The following is a 19,510-nucleotide window of genomic DNA, read 5'->3' as shown; positions in this document are numbered from 1 at the left end:
AGCAGTGAGGGGGCAGGATGGGCGCAGGAGGTGCCACCATGTCCGTCCTGAAAAGCCGTCCCGTCCTGCGCTGGCTGGTCCCGGCCACCGCGGCCGTCGCCGTCATCGGCGGTGGCGCGGCGATCGGCACGTTCGCCGCCGAGGCCGAGCCGAGTCTGCCGCCCCGCACCGCCGCCCAGCTCCTCGTCGACCTGCAGACATCCCGATTGGAGGGGTTGTCCGGGACCGTCGTGCAGCGCGCCGACCTCGGCCTGCCACCACTGGTCGGGCTGCTCCCCGGCAACGAGCTGACCACCATGCTGACCGGCACACACACCCTGCGGGTCTGGTACTCCGGGCCGGACAAGCAGCGGGTCGCGCTGCTGGACACCCTCGGCGAGCAGGACGTGATCCGCAACGGCCGGGATCTGTGGACCTGGCAGAGCCGCACCAACACCGCCACGCACCGCGCGTTGAGCGACAAGGCCGGGGCGTTCAAGCCCGCTCCGGAACCGGCAGCGAGCCTGCCGGCCACCCCGCAGCAGGCCGCCGACCTGGCGTTGGGCGCGATCGACCCGAGCACCGAGGTCAGCGTCGGCCGCTCGGCCACCGTCGCCGGCCGGGACTCGTACGAGCTGGTGCTCCAGCCGCGTGACCAGGACTCGCTGGTGCACCAGCTGCGGATCGCCATCGACGCCAAGCAGCACGTGCCGCTGCGCTTCGAGGTGCTCGCCAAGGGCAGTGACCAGCCGGCGTTCGAGGTGGCCTTCACCCAGGTCGACTACCGCCGCCCTGACGCCGACCAGTTCACCTTCAACCCGCCGCCCGGGGTGACGGTCACCGAGGAGAAGGCCGAACGGCCGGCGGGCAAGCCCGGCCGGGTCAAGCCGGAGGCGGACCCACAGGTCCGCGCGGTCGGCGACGGCTGGACCACCGTGCTGGTCGCCCGCCTGGACGGTGCGCTCGACGGCGGGCCCGCCGCTGGGAAACCCGCCACTCCCCCGGCCGGCGCCGCACCCGACGTGGACGTGTCGAAGCTGCTCGGCGGGCTGCCCGCGGTCAGTGGTGACTGGGGCAGCGGTCGACTCTTCAGCACCAGACTGTTCACCGTGCTGCTCACCGACGACGGCCGGGTACTCGCCGGAGCGGTGACGCCGGAGCGGCTCTACCAGGCCGCCCGCGGCTGATCTCCGCGTGTTCGCGCCGGGTCGACCTGACGGTCGGCCCGGCGCTTCGCCGTGCGCGCGGGCGGGTCAGCAGACGCCGAGGGCGCTGAGGTAAGCGTCGGCGAGGACCGCGTGGCCGGGCAGGTACGGGTGGACCCGGTCGTCGGCCCAGCGCGTCGCGGGACTCACCGCCAGCACCCGGTCGAACGCCGCCTGGTTGGGCACGTGCACCGCGTCGAACTCGGCGGCGAGCGCGGCCACGACCGCCGCGTACCGGTCGGTGTCGGCGCGTTGCGGATCGGTGCGGTCCGCCTCGATGAGGAACGGGTCGCCGAGGATCAGTCGGCAGCCGGTGCCGGTGACCGCCCGACGCAGCAGGTCACGCAGGGTGCGCTCGTACTCGTCGATGCCAACCGCCTCATCCGGGCGGTCACCGTAGCGCCGCCAGATGTCGTTGATCCCGATCAGCACCGCGAGCCAGTCGGGGCGCTCGGCGATGGCGTCGGCGTCCCAGCGGGCGGCCAGGTCGCGCACGGTGTCGCCGCTCACACCCCGGTTGATCCACTCCACCTCCAGCTCGGGGTGCCGGGCGTCGACCAGGGCGCGCACCAGGCTCACGTATCCGCTGCCGTACGGCGCTGCGGTGTCGCGTCGACCACAATCGGTGATGCTGTCCCCGATGAAGACCACCCGTTGGCCGGTCCGCAGGATCATCCGCCGCCACCTCGCGATCACCGGCGCGCCGGACCGCCCGGCTTGGTGAGAACCGGCGGAACGCGCTATCTTCAACAGTTCGAAGGGCACAAAAAAGAACGGCTAAAAGCCGTTCCTGCAAAGGATTCTAATCTTTAGGGAGACGGCTTGTCAAGGCACTCCGGCGGTTCCGGCGAATTGCCGCTCGACGACGAGATCGGTCGCGAGCAGGAGTACGTCTCGATGCTCTACCACCGGCTGGACGAGCTGCGTGAGCAGGCCGCCCACCGACTCACCGCCGAGCTGCACAACACCGGCGGAACCCTCCAGGACCGCTCGCAGCGCGACAGCTCGGTAGCGATGTACGCCGATCAGGTCGAACAGTTCTCCGCCGTGGAGAACGGGCTCTGCTTCGGCCGTCTCGACGGCGACGACGACTCCCGCCGCTACATCGGCCGGATCGGCATCTTCGACACCACCGGTGACTACGACCCGCTGCTGATGGACTGGCGCGCCCCCGCCGCTCGACCGTTCTACCTCGCCACCGCCGCCAACCCGCAGGGCGTACGCCGTCGCCGGCACCTGCGTACCCGCCAGCGCAAGGTGACCGGGCTCAACGACGAGGTGCTCGACATCGACAGCGCCTCCCCCGGCGCCCACGAGGAGTTGACCGGTGAGGCGTCGCTGCTCGCCGCGCTCAACGCCGGCCGCACCGGCCGGATGCGCGACATCGTCGAGACCATCCAGGCCGAACAGGACGAGATCATCCGCGCGGAACTCCCGGGCGTCATGGTGGTCCAGGGTGGCCCCGGCACCGGCAAGACCGCTGTCGCGTTGCACCGGGCGGCGTACCTGCTCTACACGCACCGCCGCGAACTCTCCAGCCGGGGCGTGCTGCTGGTCGGCCCGAACGCGACCTTCCTGCGGTACATCTCCCAGGTGCTGCCGACGCTGGCCGAGACCGGTGTGTTGCTGCGTACCCAGGGTGATCTCTTTCCCGGGGTGAGCGCCCAACGGTCCGAGCCGGCCGAGACCGCGGCGCTCAAGGGCCGGGCGGTGCTGGCCGAGGTGTTGGCGCTGGCCGTGCGGGACCGGCAGTGGGTGCCGGACGAGCCACTGGAGATCGAGGTCGAGCGGGAGACGCTGACCCTCGACCCGGAGATCGTGCGCGCCGCCCGCGACCGGGTCCGCCGCACCGACCGACCGCACAACCTGGCCCGCGCGCTGTTCGACGTGGAGATCGTGCACGCGCTCGCCGAGCAGGTGGCCGAACGGATCGGCGCCGACCCGCTCGGCGGGGACAACCTCCTCGACGAGGCGGACCGGGCCGAGATCCGGCGGGAACTGCGCGAGGAACCGGAGATCCGGGCCGCCCTCGACCAGCTGTGGCCGGTGCTCACACCGCAGCGGCTGCTCGCCGACCTGTACGCCGACCCGGATCGGATCGCCGCCGCCGCGCCGATGCTCACCGCTGACGAACGGGCGCTGCTGCGGCGCGAGCGCGGTGGCTGGACCCCCGCCGACGTTCCGCTGCTCGACGAGGCGGCCGAACTGCTCGGCGAGGACGAACGTGCCGCCGCCGCCCGGCGGGACCGCATCCGGATGATGGAACGGGAGTACGCCGAGGGCGTGCTCGAGATCGCCAGGGGTTCCCGCTCGATCGACGTCGAGGACGAGGCCGAGGGCGGTGAGATCCTCGGCGTCACCGACCTGATCGACGCGGACCGGCTGCTGGAACGGCAGGAGGAGACCGACCGGCTGACCACCGCGCAACGGGCCGCCGCCGACCGCACCTGGGCGTTCGGCCACGTGATCGTGGACGAGGCGCAGGAGTTGTCGCCGATGGCCTGGCGACTGCTGATGCGCCGCTGCCCGAGCCGGTCGATGACGATCGTCGGGGACGTCGCCCAGACCGGCGCGCTCAGCGGCACACCGTCCTGGGCGGACGCGCTCGCCCCGTACGTCGAGCAGCGGTGGCGGCTCACCGAGTTGACGGTCAGCTACCGCACGCCCGCCGAGATCATGGCGGTGGCCGCCGACGTACTGGCCGAGATCGACCCGGCGCTGCGGCCGCCGCGCTCGGTGCGGGAGAGCGGCGTACCCCCGTGGGACCGGACGGTGCCCGACGGGCGGTTGGCTGCGGAGTTGGTGGCCGAGGTCATCCGGGAGGCCGCCGGGCTGACCGAGGGTCGGCTCGGGGTGCTGGTGCCGGCCGGCCGGGTGGGCGAGTTGGGCGCGGCGGTCACCGCGGCCCTGCCGGAGGCCGCCGTCGGCGAGCATCCGGAGCTGGAGAGCCGGGTGGTGGTGCTGACCGTCGCACAGGCCAAGGGGTTGGAGTTCGACTCGGTGCTGGTGGTCGACCCGGACCGGATGGTGGCCGAGTCCCCCCGCGGGCGCAGCGACCTGTACGTGGCCCTGACCCGCGCCACCCAACGCCTAGGAGTCCTCCGCCCAACCCCCACACCCACCCCCACCCCCTGAGTCGATCATGAGGTTGACGTGGACTGTAATCTCTGTCAGCCACGTCAACCTCATGATCACGCCGCCAAGGGGGCGGGTGGGTGGGGTTAGTCGTTGGATTTGTCCCTGATGGACTTTGCCGGGCCCGTTGCGGACGTGGACTGGTCGCTGGTGCCACCGCCGCTCGGCGTGCTGAGGCCGCCGGTGGTGGCGTCGCCGGTCGTCGTCGGGGCGACAGTGCCCGGGTGTCGTTCCGGCTGTCGCGCCACCCGGCGTACGCTCGCCGGCCCGGCGGTGCCACCGGTGGTGGTCACCGCGCCCTGCCCGCCGACCGGGCCACCGTCGCGCAGCACCTGTGGGTCGATCCGTTCCTTCGCGGGGTCGAACGGGTCATCGCGTTGGATCTGACTCTCCACATCGGTGCGGGGCACCGTCACCTCGTCGAGGGCGCCCTTGCCGTACACGCCGCCGGCGATCCGGTCCTCGGCCTCGCGGGCGGCGTCCTGCCGCATGTCGTCCTCACGCACGTCCATCACCTCGCAGAAGCTGTGGAACTGACTGCGTGCCCGAGGGCCGGCCGACCAAACCCGGTGTGACCGGGAGGTCGTCCACGGCGGTTCACCGTCGCGCCGCCCGCTGGCCGCCTGCCCGCAGCCCGAGATGTCCATGCTGTCCCGCGACCGGTGGGAGGTGCCCGCCGGCAGGAGGGGATGACAGCGTGCGCACAGTACGCCGTACCGCCGTCGCGGCCCTGGTGGCCGCGACGGTGACGACCGGGCTCGCGGTGCCCGCCCAGGCGAAGCCGCGACCGGACCGGACATTCGACGTGCAGGCCCACCGGGGCGGCCTCGGGCTGCGGGTGGAGAACACCCTCGCCTCCTTCGGCAACGCCCTCCAACTCGGGGTGAGCACCCTCGAACTGGACGTGCAGATCACGGAGGACGGCCAGGCCGTCGTCACCCACGACCGGAAGATCAGTGGCGCCAAGTGCGTCGACACCAGCCCGGTGACGCCCGGCGACCCGGAGTTTCCGTACGTCGGGAAGTACATCAACACGCTCACCGTGGCCCAGGTGCGCTCGCTCGACTGTGGCTCGAAGACGCTGTCGGACAAGCCCGGCCAGCTCGCCGTCCCGGGTGCCCGGATGCCGCTGCTGCGTGAGGTCTTCGCGCTGGTCAACCGGCACCGCGCGAAGGACGTGAAGCTCAACGTCGAAACCAAGGTCGAGGCGGGCGCGCCGACCGAGACCGCCCCCCGCGAGCAGTTCGTCCGGGTCACCGCTGCCGAGGTCCGCGCCGCCGGGCTGCTCAAGCAGGTGACCATCCAGAGCTTCGACTGGGGCGCGCTGATGCGCATGCGTCAGGTCGAGCCGAAGCTGCCGCTTGTCGCCCTGACCAACTACGACTTCCTGCAGACCGGCCAGCCGGGTGCCTCGCCCTGGCTGGGTGGGCTGGACATCGACGACTTCGGTGGCGACCCGATCACGGCGATCCGCAGCTTCGGCGCCAGTGCCTTCTCGCCGGTGCACGGCATGCCGCAGAACGGCACCGTCACCGACCCGGGCTACCAGCCGTACGTCACGAAGGAGATGGTCGACCGGGCGCACCGGTACGGGATCAAGGTGATCCCGTGGACGGTTGACGACGTGCCGACCATGACCAAGCTGATCGACGACGGCGTGGACGGCATCATCACCGACTACCCGGACCGGCTGCGCGGCGTGCTGGCGCAGCGCGGTTACCGGCTGCCGAAGGCGTACGCCGCGCCGTTCGACATCCAGGCGCACCGGGGCGGTCGGGCCACCCGGCCGGAGAACACCCTGCCGGCGTTCTCGAACGCGCTCTCCAACCGGGCCATCTCCACGCTGGAGCTGGACACCGGCGTGACCGCCGACGGCAAGCTCGTGGTGCTGCACGATCGCACCGTCAACGGGTCGCACTGCGTCGACACCAAGCCGGTGCGCCCCGGTGACCGGATGTTCCCGTACGTGGGCAAGCCGGTGCACGAGCTGACCCTGGCGCAGCTCAAGACCGTCGACTGCGGCACGAAGACGCTGCCCGAGCTGCCCGCCCAGGTGCCCGCGCCCGGTGCCCGGATCCCGACCCTGGACGAGGTCTTCGCCCTGGTGAAGGCCAGTGGCCGCACCGACATCGGCATGAACATCGAAACGAAGATCAGCCCGGTGGTGAACGACACCGAGCCGTACCGCAGCTTCACCCGCAAGCTCGTCGACGCGATCCAGCGGGCCGGCTTCACCAAGCGGGCCACCATCCAGTCGTTCGACTGGCGCACCATCACCTACGCCCGGCAGCTCGACCGGCGGATCGGCACCGTCGCCCTGGTCTGGCAGTACGGCCCGGCCGAGTGCACGACCCTGGCCGACGAGTGCTCGCTGCAGGCGGTCTACGGCGACCCGGCGGTGAAGAGCCCGTGGACCGGTGGGCTGGACTGGTGGAAGTACCAGGACCTCGGCAAGCTGACCCGGGCCGCCGGCGCTGGCACGGTGTCCGCTAACTGGCAGGTGCACGACCCGAAGCAGGGCACCGTCGCGTCCGCCGACTGGTACCTGCGGGAAAACCCGGCATACTTCCACGGACCGGACGTTCGTACGCTGCAGACGCGCGACGGCCTGAAGGTGATCCCGTACACCGTCGATGACGCGACGGTGATGCAGCGGGTCATCGACCTCGGCGTCGACGGCATCATCACCGACGACCCGGACCTTCTGGTGCGCGTGGCCATTCGCAACGGCCTGCGCTGACCCGCTGAACCACCCGATCGCCGGCCGGATTTTTCCGGCCGGCGATCGGTGTTACCTGCTCCCGGGCCTCGGGTAGTCGGGGGTTGTCCCCGCCACGAAAGCGAACCGTGCCGTGGCCGAAACGCGGTAGCGGGGCGAGGGAATGCAGGTACGACTCATCGCATCCTGAGGAGGACCAGATGAGCACGCAGGCTGCTTCCACCCGGCCGATGAACCGGCCCATGAACGACCCGCAGAATCCCGCTGCGATGCGAGAGACGCAGCAGATGCCGGTCATGCACGACGGGCGTCGGAACGACATGCAGGCACCTGGTACGGAGACCAAGCAGGCGTTCAAGACCACCGAGTTCTGGATCTACCTGATCGCGGTGGCCGCCGTACTGGGCGCGTCGCAGGTCGTCGGTCAGAACTCCGCTGGAGTGGACATCTTCCGGGCCGACAATGCCTGGTTCCTGATCACCCTGCTGACGCTGGGCTACCTCGGTAGCCGTGGTCTGGCCAAGGCCGGCAGCAACTGGCGCAGCAGCGAGGAGCGCAAGGCCCGGCACTGACCGGTTCACAGTGCACGGTGGCCTCCGGGAGGATCTCCCGGAGGCCACCGTCGTCGCGTGTCGAACGGCTACTCGTCGCCACCGAAGTCGCCGAAGTCCCCCTCGAACGCGTCCTCGATCATCTCGCCGGCGATCATGCCGCCGGCGACACCGAGCGCCGCACCGGCGACCATCCCACCCATGCCCATGCCACCCCGGCCGTGACCGTGCCCGTGGCTCGGGCCGTACTGCGAGCGGAGGCTGCCGTAGCGGGACGTGGTCTCGCGCAGCCAACCGTCGACGACCTGCGCCCAGTCCACCCGGTCGACGTCGGTGTGCGACACCTGGTAGCGGCCGAACGCGTCGTGCCCGGCGCTGAGGAACCCGCCGCGCTTGTCGCACTCCAGGATGACCTCCACACCGCGCTGGCTGGTCACGAAGGTCAGCTCGACCTCGTTGATCGTGCTCGCGTACTGCGGGGAGGCGAAGAACTCGATCTCCTGGTAGAACGGCAGGGTCTGCTGCACGCCCCGGATGTGACCGCGCTCCAGGTCGGCGCTCTTGAACCGGAAACCGAGGCGCTGGAACGCCTCCAGGATCCGCTCGTGCACCGGCAGCGGGTGCACCGCCACGTGGTCCAGGTCGCCCTTGTCGACAGCACGGGCGATGGCCAGCTCGGTGCGCAGACCCATCGTCATGCCGCGCAGGCGCTGCCCGTACACGTCGGTGATCGGGGTCTCCCACGGCACCGGCATCTGGAACGGGAGCGAGAGTTGCTGCTTCGGAGCGAGGACGAACGACCCGCTGACCGCCATGCGGTGGAACTCCATCGTGCCCGCGTACTCGGTGTCGTGTCCTTCGACCTCGACCCGGGTGACCAGGCCGATCACCACCTGCTCGATGGCTGCCTCAGCGTCGCCACCGACGAGGTTCACCTGCCCGTCGAGGGTCAGGCCGGGCCGGGTGTTGGGGTTGGTCAGCACGGTGTCCACGCTGGGACCGCCGACACCGAACGCGCTCAACATCTTCTTGAAGACCATCGGAACTCCTGTGCGACGCCGACCGCTCCACGCTGGAGTCGGACGTTGACTCGACCGGCACCCTATCCAGCACCCCTGTGAGATGGCTGTGAAGCGCCGCGCGACGCTCCGCCGGCGTGGCGTTTCGGGAGCAGGCCGAGCCAATTGACTGGTGGCGAGCCTGTGGAGCTGATGCCGCAAACGATTCAGGCGGTCGACCTCGATCACGCATCAGGGCGCGAAATCGCCGTCCTTCACCCCGTCGACGAACGCCATCCACCCGCCCGCCGGGTAGACGAGCGTCGCCGCCGCGCGATCCTTGCTGTCCCGCACCGCCACTCGACCGGAACCGTCCAGAACCGGCCCCGCCTCGACGCAGCTACCACCGTTGCTGTTGCTCCGGCTGCTGACGTGCCAGGCCACCGCGGGTAAGGCTTCACTCATGGCAGTCCCTCCTTGATCTCCGCGATCAGCTCGGCCGCCTCGCGCCGACCCAACGCGACACCACGAAGCCGATCGTACGCAAGCGAGTAGCGCTTCGACGTTGGAGATTCCATGAAGCGGCGCCCGCCCAGCGTCTCGGCATAGGCGACCTCCGGGTATGGCTTGGGCATCCCGAAGAGTACGAACGAGCCATCGAGACCGGCGTGCAGCCCCACCCGTGATGGCAGCACGCGAATGTCAATGTTCGGTTTTCCAATCAGGTCGCCTAGGTGGTGGAGTTGGCCGCGCATCACGGCAGTGCCACCGACGGGGCGGCGCAGTACGGCTTCATCGATGATCGCCGCCACCCGGACAGCCGGGTCTCGCGTCAGCACACGTTGACGGTCGATCCGGAGCTGTAGCCACTTGCCGACCGAGAATTCTGTCGCGCCCTCCCCTTCCGCGTTGCGGATCACTGCCTCCGCGTAAGCCGGCGTCTGCATGAGGCCCGGCACGAGAAAGGCATCCCACGAGTAGATGCGCTCGGCCCTACTCTCCAGCCACGGGAAATCGATGAATGAGGCATCGACCAGCTCGTCATAGTCGTCGTCCCATCGATCCGTTCGCCACGCATCCTCGGCAAGCTGGATGAAGCGATTCCGCTCGCGCCCGTCGTGCTCGCCGTAGAGGTCGAGCAGCGACACGACGACTCCACGCCGGAACGGCCACTCGGCGCGCTCCCAGCGGGCAATGGACGAAAAGTCGCGCTCCAGGAACTCCGCGGCCTGCTTGAGCGTGATGCCGCGCTGCTCCCTCAGCTGCCGCATCTGCTGACCGAGCCACTGAGCACGCAGCGTCTGCACGAACGATTCACGCCTGGCGGGCATGGTGCACCTCTCCTCGCGGACCCTCAAGACGAATTTTGTTGGTGTGGTTGCACCAATTCCGGCGCCACTGGAAACGTGGCCTTCGGGTGAGGGTGATCGCCGGCCCCCGGGGACGCCCGGTGCAAACACGGCAACCGCGGCTGTGCCAACAGCCGAGAAGGTGACGAGAGACGGCTTCGCGAGTGGCAGGCGCATACCGGCTCTCGTCGGGTCTCAACTAGAGCGTCGGGATGTGCGAATCCCGGCTCCGAACCGACTTGAACGAATAACTACCACGGCCCAGGGCGCCTTCGCGACCCTGACCCGCCCATCGGTCGACGACGCGCGAGGTGATGAATGACCCGAGGGACGCTCTACGACGGTACGCCCCACGGCGGCGCTCGGCTGGCTCGGCTGCACCCGAGCCAGGTCCGCGACCGGCAGTTCACCGTCGTCGGTTTCGGCCGACGAGGCGTGGACCCCGCAGAGGTACGACGGTTCCTGCACCGCGTCGCGCTCGACCTGGCGACGCTGCACCATGATGTGGCTCGACTCAGCGAGGAGAACGCCCGGGTGAAGCGAGCGCTGCGCGACTGGCAGAGCACCTGGTCCGAGCGGCGTCAGCCGTGAGCCCGGGATGGGAGCATCAGTACAGCGGGCTCTTCACTCCGTTGCCGCGGTTCGCTCTCGAGGCGTACACGGAGGAGCCTCGGCATGTGATCCACCTGCCGGTGGCGGTCACCGACCTGGCCGAGGCAGCGGACCTGGCGCGGACCATCGCCCGGTCGCTGGCCTCCACGCCGCAGGTCGACGTCGGCGGCATCACGGTGTCGGCCGAGGACGCGCAGCACGTACGACATTGGGTCTTCTGCGACCGGCTCATGCCCGATCGCCGCCGCTGCGCGCGGCAGGCCGACCACGCTGGAGCCTGCCTGCCCAACGACAGCCAGCGAGGCGCTCGGGCCCCACCCCGCTTTCCGCGATCTTGCGTTTTCTGTGGCGACTTAAAGGGCAATACAGGCATATCGACGTCCGAAAGCGCAAGATCGACGGCGTGGGGCGAGAGCGCGGCGCGAGGGCTTCAGGCCGCGTTGACGATGACCAGCTCGCCGACCTGTTCGCCGATCGTGGTGCGGGCCTCGGCGGGCAGCCCGGCGTCGGTTATCAGTACGTCGGCGGCTTCCAGTGGGGCGATGGTGGCGATGCCGATCGTCTCCCACTTGGTGTGGTCGGCGAGCACCACGAGCCGGCGGGCCGCGCCGATGAGGCACCGGTTGACCCCGGCCTCCAGCAGGTTGGGCGTGGTGAAGCCGGTGCGTGGGCTCAGGCCGTGCACCCCGAGGAACAGCAGGTCGACGTTGAGCGCGCTGATCGCCGCCTCGGCCACCGGCCCGGTCAACGCGTCCGACGGGGTACGGATGCCGCCGGTCAACACGACGGTCTGGTCGGCGCGCGGGTTCTGGTACAGCGCGTCGGCCACCGGGATCGAGTTGGTCACCACGGTCAGCCCGCGTACGTCGGACAGGAGCGTGGCCAGCGCGGCGGTGGTGGTGCCGGCGGAAAGCGCGATGGCCATCCCCGGCTCCACCATTGTCGCGGCCCGCTCGGCGATGGCCCGCTTCTCCGCCTGCTGGCGGATCGACTTCGCGGCGAAGCCGGGTTCCTCGGCGGAGCCCGGCCCGGCCAGGGTCGCCCCGCCGTGCACCTTGTCGACCAGGCCGCGCTCGGCCAACACCTCCAGGTCACGGCGGATCGTCATGTCGGACACACCGAACCGGCTGACCAGCTGACTCACCCGCACCCCGCCACGTTGGCGGATCAGATCGAGGATGGCGGTCTGCCGCTGCTGGGCGAGCATGTGGGGAACCTCCTTCGCACCGTGCCGGTCGTACGGATCACTGCCGATCCTCACGGATGACAGCCACCTCACCGGCCGGCACCGTCAGCTCACCGGCACACGGTGTGCCACTGAGCAGCTCGACGCCGTGCGCCGGCAGGCGCACCTCCGTGTCGGTGTGGTTGATCGCGAAGAGCCAGCTCCGGTCGCCGTCGCGGCGGCGGACCACCTCCACCCCGGGCGGCGCCGACACCGCCGGGCGGACGCCGGCCTCGGTGAGCAGCCGGGCCACCAGGCGGTCCGTGGCCGGCTCGTCCAGCCGGGTGCCGACGTACCAGGCGGCGCCGTCGCCCACCTGGTGCCGGGTCAGCGCCGGCACGCCGGGCAGCGGCCCATCGGTGTACGAGGCGAGCACCTCCGCGCCCTCGGCGTGCAGCCACTCGGTCCACACGTCGGCGGCGCTGCCGTCGTCCAGTCGGACCCGCTCACCCTCGCGCAGCGGGAAGAACTCCTCGGTCCGGATGCCGAGCAGCTCGCGGAACGCGCCCGGGTAGCCGCCCAGCCGGATGTGGTCGTTGGCGTCCACGATGCCGCTGAAGTAGGTGACCGCGGCGGTGCCGCCGGCCTCGACGTACCGGTGCAGCGCGTCGGCGTCGGCGTCGCTGACCAGGTAGAGGGTCGGCACCAGGACCAGCCGGTAGCCACTGAGGTCGGCCGACGGGTGGACGACGTCGGCGGTCACGCCGGCACGCCAGAGCGAGCCGTACAGCGCGTTCAGCCGGTCGGTGTAGGTGACGTCGACGCTGGGGTGCGAGTCCAACTCGACGCCCCACCACGCCTCCCAGTCGAACAGGATCGCCACGTCGGCGTCCACCCGACTGCCGCGTACCTCCGCGAGGGCCTTGAGGTCCGCGCCGAGCCGGCAGACCTCGCGGAACACCTTCGTGTCCGGCCCGGCGTGCGGCACCAGCGCGGAGTGGAACTTCTCCGCGCCGGCCCGGGAGGCGCGCCACTGGAAGAAGAGCACCCCGTCGGCGCCGCGGGCGACGTGCGCGAGGCTGTTGCGGCGCAGCTGCCCGGGCAGCTTGGCGACGTTGCGCGGCTGCCAGTTGACAGCGCTGGTGGAGTGCTCCATCAACAACCACGGGTCGCCGCCGGCAACACCCCGGGTGTGGTCGGCGGCGAACGCCAGCCCGAGGTGCGCCTGCGGGTCGGCGGCGGTCAGGTAGTGGTCGTTGGAGACGAGGTCCACGTCGGACGCCCAGGAGTGGTAGTCCATGTGCCTGTCGCCCAGGCCGATCATGAAGTTGGTGGTGATCGGCTGCCGGACCAACGTCCGCAGCACCTCGCGCTCGGCGCGGAGTTGGGCGCGCTGCTCGTCGGACGAGAACCGCAGGAAGTCCAACTGCTGGGTGGGGTTGGCGAAGGTCGGCGCGGTGCGCGGTGGGTTGATCTCGGCCCAGTCGCCGTAGCGCTGGCTCCAGAACGCGGTGCCCCAGGCGTCGTTGAGCCGGTCCAGGTCGCCGTAGCGTTCGCGCAGCCAGCCGCGGAACGCCTCGGCGCTGACGTCGCAGTAGCAGTGCACGTTGTGGCAGCCCAGTTCGTTGGAGACGTGCCACATCACCACCGCGGGATGCTCGGCGTACCGGCCGGCGACAGCGCGCACCAGCTCCAGGGAGCGCTCACGGAACACCGGGGAGCTGGGGCAGTACGCCTGTCGTCCACCGGGCCAGAGGATCGCGCCGTCGGCCCGGCGAGGCAGCGTCTCCGGGTGCGCGCGCGCCAACCACGGCGGTGGGCTGGCCGTGGCGGTGGCCAGGTCGACCTGAATGCCGCCGTCGTGCAGCAGGTCCAGCACCCGGTCCAGCCAGCCGAACTCGAAGCGCCCCGCGCTGGGCTCCAGCAGGGCCCAGGAGAAGATGCCGACGGAGACCAGGTTGACCCCGGCCCGGCGCATCAGGTCGATGTCCTCCGACCACGTTTCCTCGGGCCACTGCTCGGGGTTGTAGTCGCCACCGAAATAGATGCTGTCACCCTGCCATCGCCGCATGACAGCTGAGGGTGCACCCGCCGGTCCACGGAAGTCAACAGGTTCCAACATCGAGATTCTTTCCAACGTTTACCAGGTAACGGCCGTGTCACGACTGGGTTATCAGAGGCGAACAGCCCTCTTGACAGCACACGACCGCAGGGTAGCTTGAGGCCCCAATGGCCGTTCGTGTTCGCCAATGTGGATTCTCGGTGGATCTCAATGTGTGATCACGACGCCGGACCTGCCTTCACCACCCTGATGACCCTTGGGCGTAGCACCTCTTCATCCGCAGGAGGCACAGATGTCCCGTCCCCAAACCCAAGCCGAGTACCTGGCTCGGCTCGTACCGCCCTCAGTCGCCGGCATCAACCGGCGGTCGTTGCTGGCCGCGGCGGCCGGCACGGGCGCGCTGCTCGGCACCGGACTGCTCGCCGGCTGCGGCGACGACTCCGGCTCCGGCGGGTCCAGCACTGACGTGTCGCTCGGCTCGAACCAGTCGGATCCGAAGCCGAAAGAGGTCCTCGTCAAGGTCACCGACGGCTTCAAGACCTCGTCCGGGGTGCAGGTCGCGGTGAACACCGTCGACCACAACACGTTCCAGGAAAACATCAACAATTACCTGCAGGGCAAACCGGACGACGTCTTCACCTGGTTCGCCGGCTACCGGATGCGCTTCTTCGCCCAGAAGGGCCTGGCCAGCGACATCAGCGACGTGTGGGGCAAGCTTTCCGGCTTCTCCGACGCCTTCAAGAAGGCATCGACCGGCGACGACGGCAAACAGTACTTCGTACCGGCGACGTATTACCCGTGGGCGGTGTTCTACCGCAAGTCGGTGTGGCAGCAGTACGGCTACCAGGTGCCCACCACGCTGGACCAGTTCACCGCGCTCGGCGCGCAGATGAAGCGGGACGGCCTCATCCCCATCGCCTTCGCCGACAAGGACGGCTGGCCGGCGATGGGCACCTTCGACATCCTCAACCTGCGCATCAACGGTTACCAGTTCCACATCGACCTGATGGCCGGCAAGGAGGCCTGGACCTCCGACAAGGTCAAGAAGGTCTTCGACACCTGGGCCGGCCTGCTCCCCCTGCACCAGCCCGACAGCCTCGGCCGCACCTGGCAGGAGGCCGCGCAGTCGTTGCAGCAGAAGAAGAGCGGCATGTACCTGCTCGGCCTCTTCGTCGGTCAGCAGTTCAGCAACGACGAGCAGGACGACCTCGACTTCTTCACCTTCCCCGAGATCGACCCGGCCATCGGCGCCAAGGCGCTGGACGCCCCGATCGACGGCTACATGATGGCCCGCAAGCCCAAGAACGAGGACAACGCGCGCAAGCTGCTGGAGTACTTCGGTGGCAAGGCCGCCGCGGACATCAACCTCAAGAACGACCCCGCCGTCCTGGTCGCCAACAGTGGCGCGGACGTCGGCGGCTACACGGCGTTGCAGAAGAAGGCCGCCGAACTGGTCGGGTCGGCCACCGAGATCGCCCAGTTCCTCGACCGGGACACCCGGCCGGACTTCGCCTCCACGGTGATGATCCCGGCGATCCAGCAGTTCATCAAGAACCCCAAGGACATCGACGGGCTCACCTCGTCCATCGAGAACCAGAAAAAGTCGATCTTCACTGACTGACGGCGGAAGGGGAAGGACATCGTGTCCGACCTGCCCCTGATCCAAGCGGATCGCGCCGTGCCGCCGCCGGCGACGACCACCTCCACGGGTGGCCGTCGCCGGCGGCTACGGCTCCTGTCCCGCACCGACCGCGTGGTCATCACGCTGATGGTGCTCGTCCCGCTGCTGCTCGTCACCGGGTTCGTCTGGCTGCCGGCGGCGGCCACCGTGCTGCTCTCCGGCACCAACTGGGACGGCATCGGCCCGCTCAACGAGATCGAGTTCGTCGGCGCGCGAAACTACAGCGACGTGGTGAACATCTACCCGCCGTTCGTGCCGGCGATCCAGAACAACCTGCTCTGGCTGGCGACGCTGTTCGTGGTCGCCACCCCGTTCGGCATGTTCCTGGCCGTGCTGTTGGACAAGGAACTGCGCGGCAGCCGCTTCTACCAGACCGCGCTCTACCTGCCGGTGGTGCTCTCACTGGCGCTCATCGGCTTCGTCTGGCAGCTGCTCTACTCCCGGGACCAGGGCCTGATCAACGCCGCCTTCGGTAGCAGCATCGACTGGTACGGCGACTCGAACGTCAACATCTGGGCGGTCATGGTCGCCTCCGGGTGGCGGCACGTCGGGTACATCATGCTGCTCTACCTGGCCGGCCTGAAGGGTGTCGATCCGTCGCTGCGGGAGGCCGCAGCCGTCGACGGCGCCTCGGAGAGCCGGACGTTCTTCCGGGTCGTGTTCCCGGTGCTGCGGCCGATCAACATCATCGTGCTGGTGGTGACCGTGATCGAGTCGCTGCGCGCGTTCGACCTGGTCTGGGTGGTCAACAAGGGCCGCAACGGACTGGAGCTGATCTCCGCGCTGGTCACCCAGAACGTGGTGGGTGAGGCGAGCCGGATCGGTTTCGGCTCGGCCCTGGCGACGATCATGCTGGTCGTCTCGCTGGTCTTCATCACCATCTACCTGGCGACCGTGATGAGGGAGAACCGGGAATGAGCACCGCGACCGTCACCCGGCGTACCGAGGGTGAGCCCGACGCGCCGACGCGCCGCCGCGCGCTGACCCCGATGCGGATGCTGCTGCACGGCTTCCTCATCGTCGTCTCGTTGGCCTGGCTCTTCCCGATCGCCTGGGCGGTGCTGACCTCGCTGCGCTCGTACGACTACACCGCACGCAACGGCTACGTCTCGTTCGGCGGCTGGACCTTCGACAACTACGTCACCGCCTGGCGGACGGCGGAGTTCGGGCAGCACTTCCTCAACTCGGTGTACATCACCGTGCCGGCGGTGCTGCTGACCCTCTTCCTCGCCTCCTGCGTGGCGTTCGTCATCGCCCGGTTCAGTTGGAAGCTCAACCTCGTCCTGCTGGGGGTCTTCACCGCGGCCAACCTGCTGCCCCAGCAGGCGCTGCTCATCCCACTGTTCCGGCTGTTCACCGAGGTGCCGCTGCCGGAGTTCATGAGCGACTCCGAGCTGCTCTACGACAGCTACTGGGGCCTCATCCTGATCAACGTGGCCTTCCAGTGCGGCTTCTGCGTCTTCGTGCTCAGCAACTACATGAAGGCGCTGCCCCGTGACCTGTACGAGGCGGCGATGGTCGACGGGGCGAGCATCTGGCGGCAGTACTGGCAGGTCACCATGCCGCTGTGCCGGCCGGCCCTGGCCGCGCTGGCGACGCTGGAAGTGACCTGGATCTACAACGAGTTCTTCTGGGCCACCGTCCTCATGCGCACCGGCGACAAGTTCCCGGTGACCAGCTCGCTGAACAACCTGCGCGGCGAGTTCTTCACCGACAACAACCTGGTCTCGGCGGGCAGCGTGCTCGTCGCGATCCCCACCCTGGTGATCTTCTTTATGCTCCAGCGGCACTTCGTCCGGGGCCTGACCTTGGGAGCCTCCAAAGGATGACGATCCTGCACCTGCGCCGCGCGCGGACCAGCCTGGTGCTCGACGCGCGCGGCCCGGGACTGCCCCGGGTCGTGCACTGGGGCGGCGACGTCGGCGACCTCGACGACGACGGCCTGCGCCAGCTCACCGACGCGACAGCACCGCCGGTGGTGCCGAGCAGCTTCGACGAACCGACGGTGCTGTCAGTGCTGCCGGAGGCCAGCGCGGGTTGGAGTGGCCGCCCGGGGCTGGCCGGGCACCGCGACGGACGGGACTGGTCCACCTCCTTCCGCCTCGACGGGTTGGACGTGCGCGACTGCGGGCCCGGCGCGGCGCGGGTGACAGTGCGGGCCTCGGACCCGGCCGCCGGGCTGACCGTGACCATCGAGATCACGCTCGACCCGTACGGCCTGCTGACCGTCCGGCACCGGCTGCGCAACGACGGCGACAGCGGGTACGAACTGCGGGAGCTGACACCGGTGCTGCCGGTGCCGGCGGTCGCCACCGAACTGCTCGACCTGACCGGCCGGTGGTGCCGGGAACGGTCCCCGCAGCGGCACCCGTGGCAACACGGCGCCTGGGTTCGCGAGAGCCGGCGTGGTCGTACCGGGCATGACGCCACACTGCTGCTGGTGGCCGGCACCAGCGGCTTCGACTTCGGCCACGGCGAGGTCTGGGCGGTGCACACCGCATGGAGCGGCGACCACGTCACGTTCGCCGAGCGTCGGCCCACCGGCGAGTCGACGCTCGGTGGCGGTGAGCTGCTGACCGCCGGGGAGATCCGGCTCGGCCCCGGCGAGTCGTACGAGACTCCCCTGCTCTACGCGGTCTGGTCCGACGCCGGGCTGGACGGGCTCAGCGACGTGCTGCACACCCACCTGCGGGCCCGCCCCGGGCACCCGCGTTCCCCCCGCCCGGTGACCCTCAACGTCTGGGAGGCGGTCTACTTCGACCACGACCTGGACCGCCTGCGGGCACTCGCCGACCGGGCCGCGCAGATCGGCGTGGAGCGGTTCGTGCTCGACGACGGCTGGTTCCGCGGCCGGCGCGACGACACCGCCGGGCTCGGCGACTGGTACGTCGACGAGGGTGTCTGGCCGGACGGCCTGCAACCGCTGATCGACCACGTCACCGGCCAGGGTCTCCAGTTCGGCCTCTGGGTCGAGCCGGAGATGGTCAACCCCGACTCGGACCTGTTCCGCGCGCACCCCGACTGGTTGCTCGCCGTGCCGGGGCGGCTGCCGCCGGCCTGGCGTCACCAGCAGGTGCTCGACCTGGGCCGCCCCGAGGCGTACGACTACGTGCGGGAACGCCTCGACGCGCTGCTCACCGACCACCCCGGCATCCGGTACCTCAAGTGGGACCAGAACCGGGACCTCACCGAGGCCGGGCACCACGGCCGCCCCGGGGTGCACGGGCAGACCCTGGCGGTCTACCGGCTCCTCGACGAGTTGCGTGGTCGCCACCCGGGCGTGGAGATCGAAAGCTGCTCGTCCGGTGGGGCCCGGGTGGACCTGGCCATCCTCGCGCGCACCGACCGGGTCTGGGCCAGCGACTGCAACGACGCCCTGGAGCGGCTCAGCATCCAGCGCTGGACGGGGTTGCTGCTGCCACCGGAGCTGATCGGCACCCACATCGGCCCGGAACGCTCGCACACCACCCGCCGCGTCCACGACCTGGGCTTCCGGGCGGCGACCGCGCTCTTCGGCCACCACGGCATCGAGTGGGACATCGCGTCGATCAGCATCGCCGAGCAGGCCGAGCTGGCCGCCTGGGTGGCACTGCACAAGCGGCTGCGCCCGCTGCTGCACTCCGGCCGGGTGGTCCGGGTCGACCACCAGGACCCGGCCGTCTGGGCGCACGGCGTGGTCGATCACGAGCAGACCCGAGCGGTGTACGCGGTGGCCCGGCTGACCACCTCGGTGGCGCAGGTTCCCGGCGCGGTACGGCTACCCGGCCTCGACCCCGGCCGGCGGTACCGGGTGCGGCAGGTGTCGGACGTACCAGCCCCGGCGACCTTCGACCTGTCCGCGCCCGCGTGGTTGGCGGCGGGTGTGACCCTCAGCGGGGCGGCGCTGACCCGGGTGGGTGTGCAGCTGCCCGCCCTGCACCCGGAGCAGAGTCTGGTGCTGGAGGTCGACGCGGTCGGCTGACAGGATTCTCTGGAAAAAGTTGTGGCCGGGGTGTCGAGAACGGCAGAGCCTGCTTCTACCTCAGGGTGAGAGCACCGACGAGGGTGCGCGGGC

Annotated in this window: 16 protein-coding genes and 1 pseudogene; 10 read left to right on the top strand and 7 right to left on the bottom strand. The window is 69.9% G+C overall.

Features of this window, described 5'->3' with window-relative positions; translation table 11 throughout:
• Window positions 1-38 precede the first annotated feature (38 nt).
• Window positions 39-1,166, top strand: a complete 1,128-nt coding sequence (locus tag ACX27O_RS14960; protein WP_458939579.1) for a LolA family protein — start codon at window positions 39-41, stop codon at window positions 1,164-1,166.
• 66 nt (window positions 1,167-1,232) lie between these two features.
• Here the strand turns inward: ACX27O_RS14960 and ACX27O_RS14955 are convergent, their stop codons facing one another.
• Window positions 1,233-1,859: an SGNH/GDSL hydrolase family protein gene (locus ACX27O_RS14955; RefSeq protein ID WP_210867107.1), complete on the bottom strand. Its 627-nt coding sequence runs from the start codon at window positions 1,857-1,859 to the stop codon at window positions 1,233-1,235.
• A gap of 147 nt (window positions 1,860-2,006) precedes the next feature.
• Between ACX27O_RS14955 and ACX27O_RS14950 the strand changes: the two genes are divergently transcribed.
• On the top strand, window positions 2,007-4,319 hold the full coding sequence (locus tag ACX27O_RS14950) for a HelD family protein (RefSeq protein ID WP_458939578.1): 2,313 nt from the start codon (window positions 2,007-2,009) through the stop codon (window positions 4,317-4,319).
• An 86-nt stretch (window positions 4,320-4,405) separates the two neighbouring features.
• Here ACX27O_RS14950 and ACX27O_RS14945 read toward each other — a convergent pair whose 3' ends face one another.
• Entirely contained in the window at window positions 4,406-4,825 is a 420-nt protein-coding gene (locus ACX27O_RS14945; RefSeq protein WP_030333582.1) for a hypothetical protein, read from the bottom strand.
• A 191-nt stretch (window positions 4,826-5,016) separates the two neighbouring features.
• Between ACX27O_RS14945 and ACX27O_RS14940 the strand changes: the two genes are divergently transcribed.
• Entirely contained in the window at window positions 5,017-7,059 is a 2,043-nt protein-coding gene (locus ACX27O_RS14940; RefSeq protein WP_458939577.1) for a glycerophosphodiester phosphodiesterase family protein, read from the top strand.
• A gap of 179 nt (window positions 7,060-7,238) precedes the next feature.
• Window positions 7,239-7,610 carry a hypothetical protein gene (locus ACX27O_RS14935; protein ID WP_030333580.1) on the top strand — a complete coding sequence of 124 codons (372 nt, stop codon included), beginning with the start codon at window positions 7,239-7,241 and terminating at the stop codon, window positions 7,608-7,610.
• A gap of 68 nt (window positions 7,611-7,678) precedes the next feature.
• Here the strand turns inward: ACX27O_RS14935 and ACX27O_RS14930 are convergent, their stop codons facing one another.
• The 3 genes from ACX27O_RS14930 to ACX27O_RS14920 all read right to left on the bottom strand — a co-directional run bounded on the left by ACX27O_RS14930 (window position 7,679) and on the right by ACX27O_RS14920 (window position 9,918).
• Complete coding sequence (locus tag ACX27O_RS14930) at window positions 7,679-8,629, bottom strand: sporulation protein (protein ID WP_458939576.1); 951 nt, start codon at window positions 8,627-8,629, stop codon at window positions 7,679-7,681.
• 210 nt (window positions 8,630-8,839) lie between these two features.
• The gene (locus ACX27O_RS14925) at window positions 8,840-9,052 is read right to left on the bottom strand and encodes a DUF397 domain-containing protein (RefSeq protein ID WP_210858247.1); all 213 of its coding nucleotides are present in this window, start codon (window positions 9,050-9,052) and stop codon (window positions 8,840-8,842) included.
• Window positions 9,049-9,918 carry a helix-turn-helix domain-containing protein gene (locus ACX27O_RS14920; RefSeq protein WP_458939575.1) on the bottom strand — a complete coding sequence of 290 codons (870 nt, stop codon included), beginning with the start codon at window positions 9,916-9,918 and terminating at the stop codon, window positions 9,049-9,051. Before ACX27O_RS14920 ends, ACX27O_RS14925 begins: the two co-directional genes overlap by 4 nt.
• A 336-nt stretch (window positions 9,919-10,254) precedes the next feature.
• Here ACX27O_RS14920 and ACX27O_RS14915 point away from each other — a divergent pair, with 336 nt between their 5' ends.
• Window positions 10,255-10,527, top strand: a complete 273-nt coding sequence (locus tag ACX27O_RS14915; RefSeq protein WP_030333573.1) for a DivIVA domain-containing protein — start codon at window positions 10,255-10,257, stop codon at window positions 10,525-10,527.
• Window positions 10,528-10,613: 86 nt separating this feature from the next.
• Window positions 10,614-10,835, top strand: a pseudogene (locus tag ACX27O_RS14910) (hypothetical protein); the annotation flags it as partial.
• Window positions 10,836-10,978: 143 nt separating this feature from the next.
• Here ACX27O_RS14910 and ACX27O_RS14905 read toward each other — a convergent pair.
• Both ACX27O_RS14905 and ACX27O_RS14900 read right to left on the bottom strand, forming a co-directional pair.
• Window positions 10,979-11,755 (bottom strand): DeoR/GlpR family DNA-binding transcription regulator, encoded by a 777-nt coding sequence (locus tag ACX27O_RS14905; protein WP_210866995.1) that lies wholly within the window; start codon window positions 11,753-11,755, stop codon window positions 10,979-10,981.
• 37 nt (window positions 11,756-11,792) lie between these two features.
• Window positions 11,793-13,784 carry a beta-galactosidase gene (locus tag ACX27O_RS14900; protein WP_400447453.1) on the bottom strand — a complete coding sequence of 664 codons (1,992 nt, stop codon included), beginning with the start codon at window positions 13,782-13,784 and terminating at the stop codon, window positions 11,793-11,795.
• A gap of 283 nt (window positions 13,785-14,067) precedes the next feature.
• On the opposite strand from ACX27O_RS14900, the gene ACX27O_RS14895 reads away from it, so the two are divergent.
• The 4 genes from ACX27O_RS14895 to ACX27O_RS14880 are packed head-to-tail and all read left to right on the top strand — an operon-like array spanning window position 14,068 to window position 19,417.
• Window positions 14,068-15,396 carry an ABC transporter substrate-binding protein gene (locus ACX27O_RS14895; protein WP_210858245.1) on the top strand — a complete coding sequence of 443 codons (1,329 nt, stop codon included), beginning with the start codon at window positions 14,068-14,070 and terminating at the stop codon, window positions 15,394-15,396.
• Window positions 15,397-15,417: 21 nt separating this feature from the next.
• Window positions 15,418-16,374, top strand: coding sequence for a carbohydrate ABC transporter permease (locus ACX27O_RS14890; protein WP_030333565.1), 957 nt, complete (start codon window positions 15,418-15,420; stop codon window positions 16,372-16,374).
• Window positions 16,371-17,285, top strand: a complete 915-nt coding sequence (locus tag ACX27O_RS14885) for a carbohydrate ABC transporter permease (RefSeq protein WP_210866981.1) — start codon at window positions 16,371-16,373, stop codon at window positions 17,283-17,285. Before ACX27O_RS14890 ends, ACX27O_RS14885 begins: the two co-directional genes overlap by 4 nt.
• Window positions 17,282-19,417: an alpha-galactosidase gene (locus ACX27O_RS14880; RefSeq protein WP_458939573.1), complete on the top strand. Its 2,136-nt coding sequence runs from the start codon at window positions 17,282-17,284 to the stop codon at window positions 19,415-19,417. The genes ACX27O_RS14885 and ACX27O_RS14880 overlap by 4 nt, the downstream gene beginning before the upstream one ends.
• Window positions 19,418-19,510 lie beyond the last annotated feature (93 nt).

It is taken from the genome of Micromonospora sp. SD19 (assembly GCF_054462275.1).
Note: the sequence above shows the minus strand (reverse complement) of the source record. Positions and strands in the feature narration are given on the sequence as shown.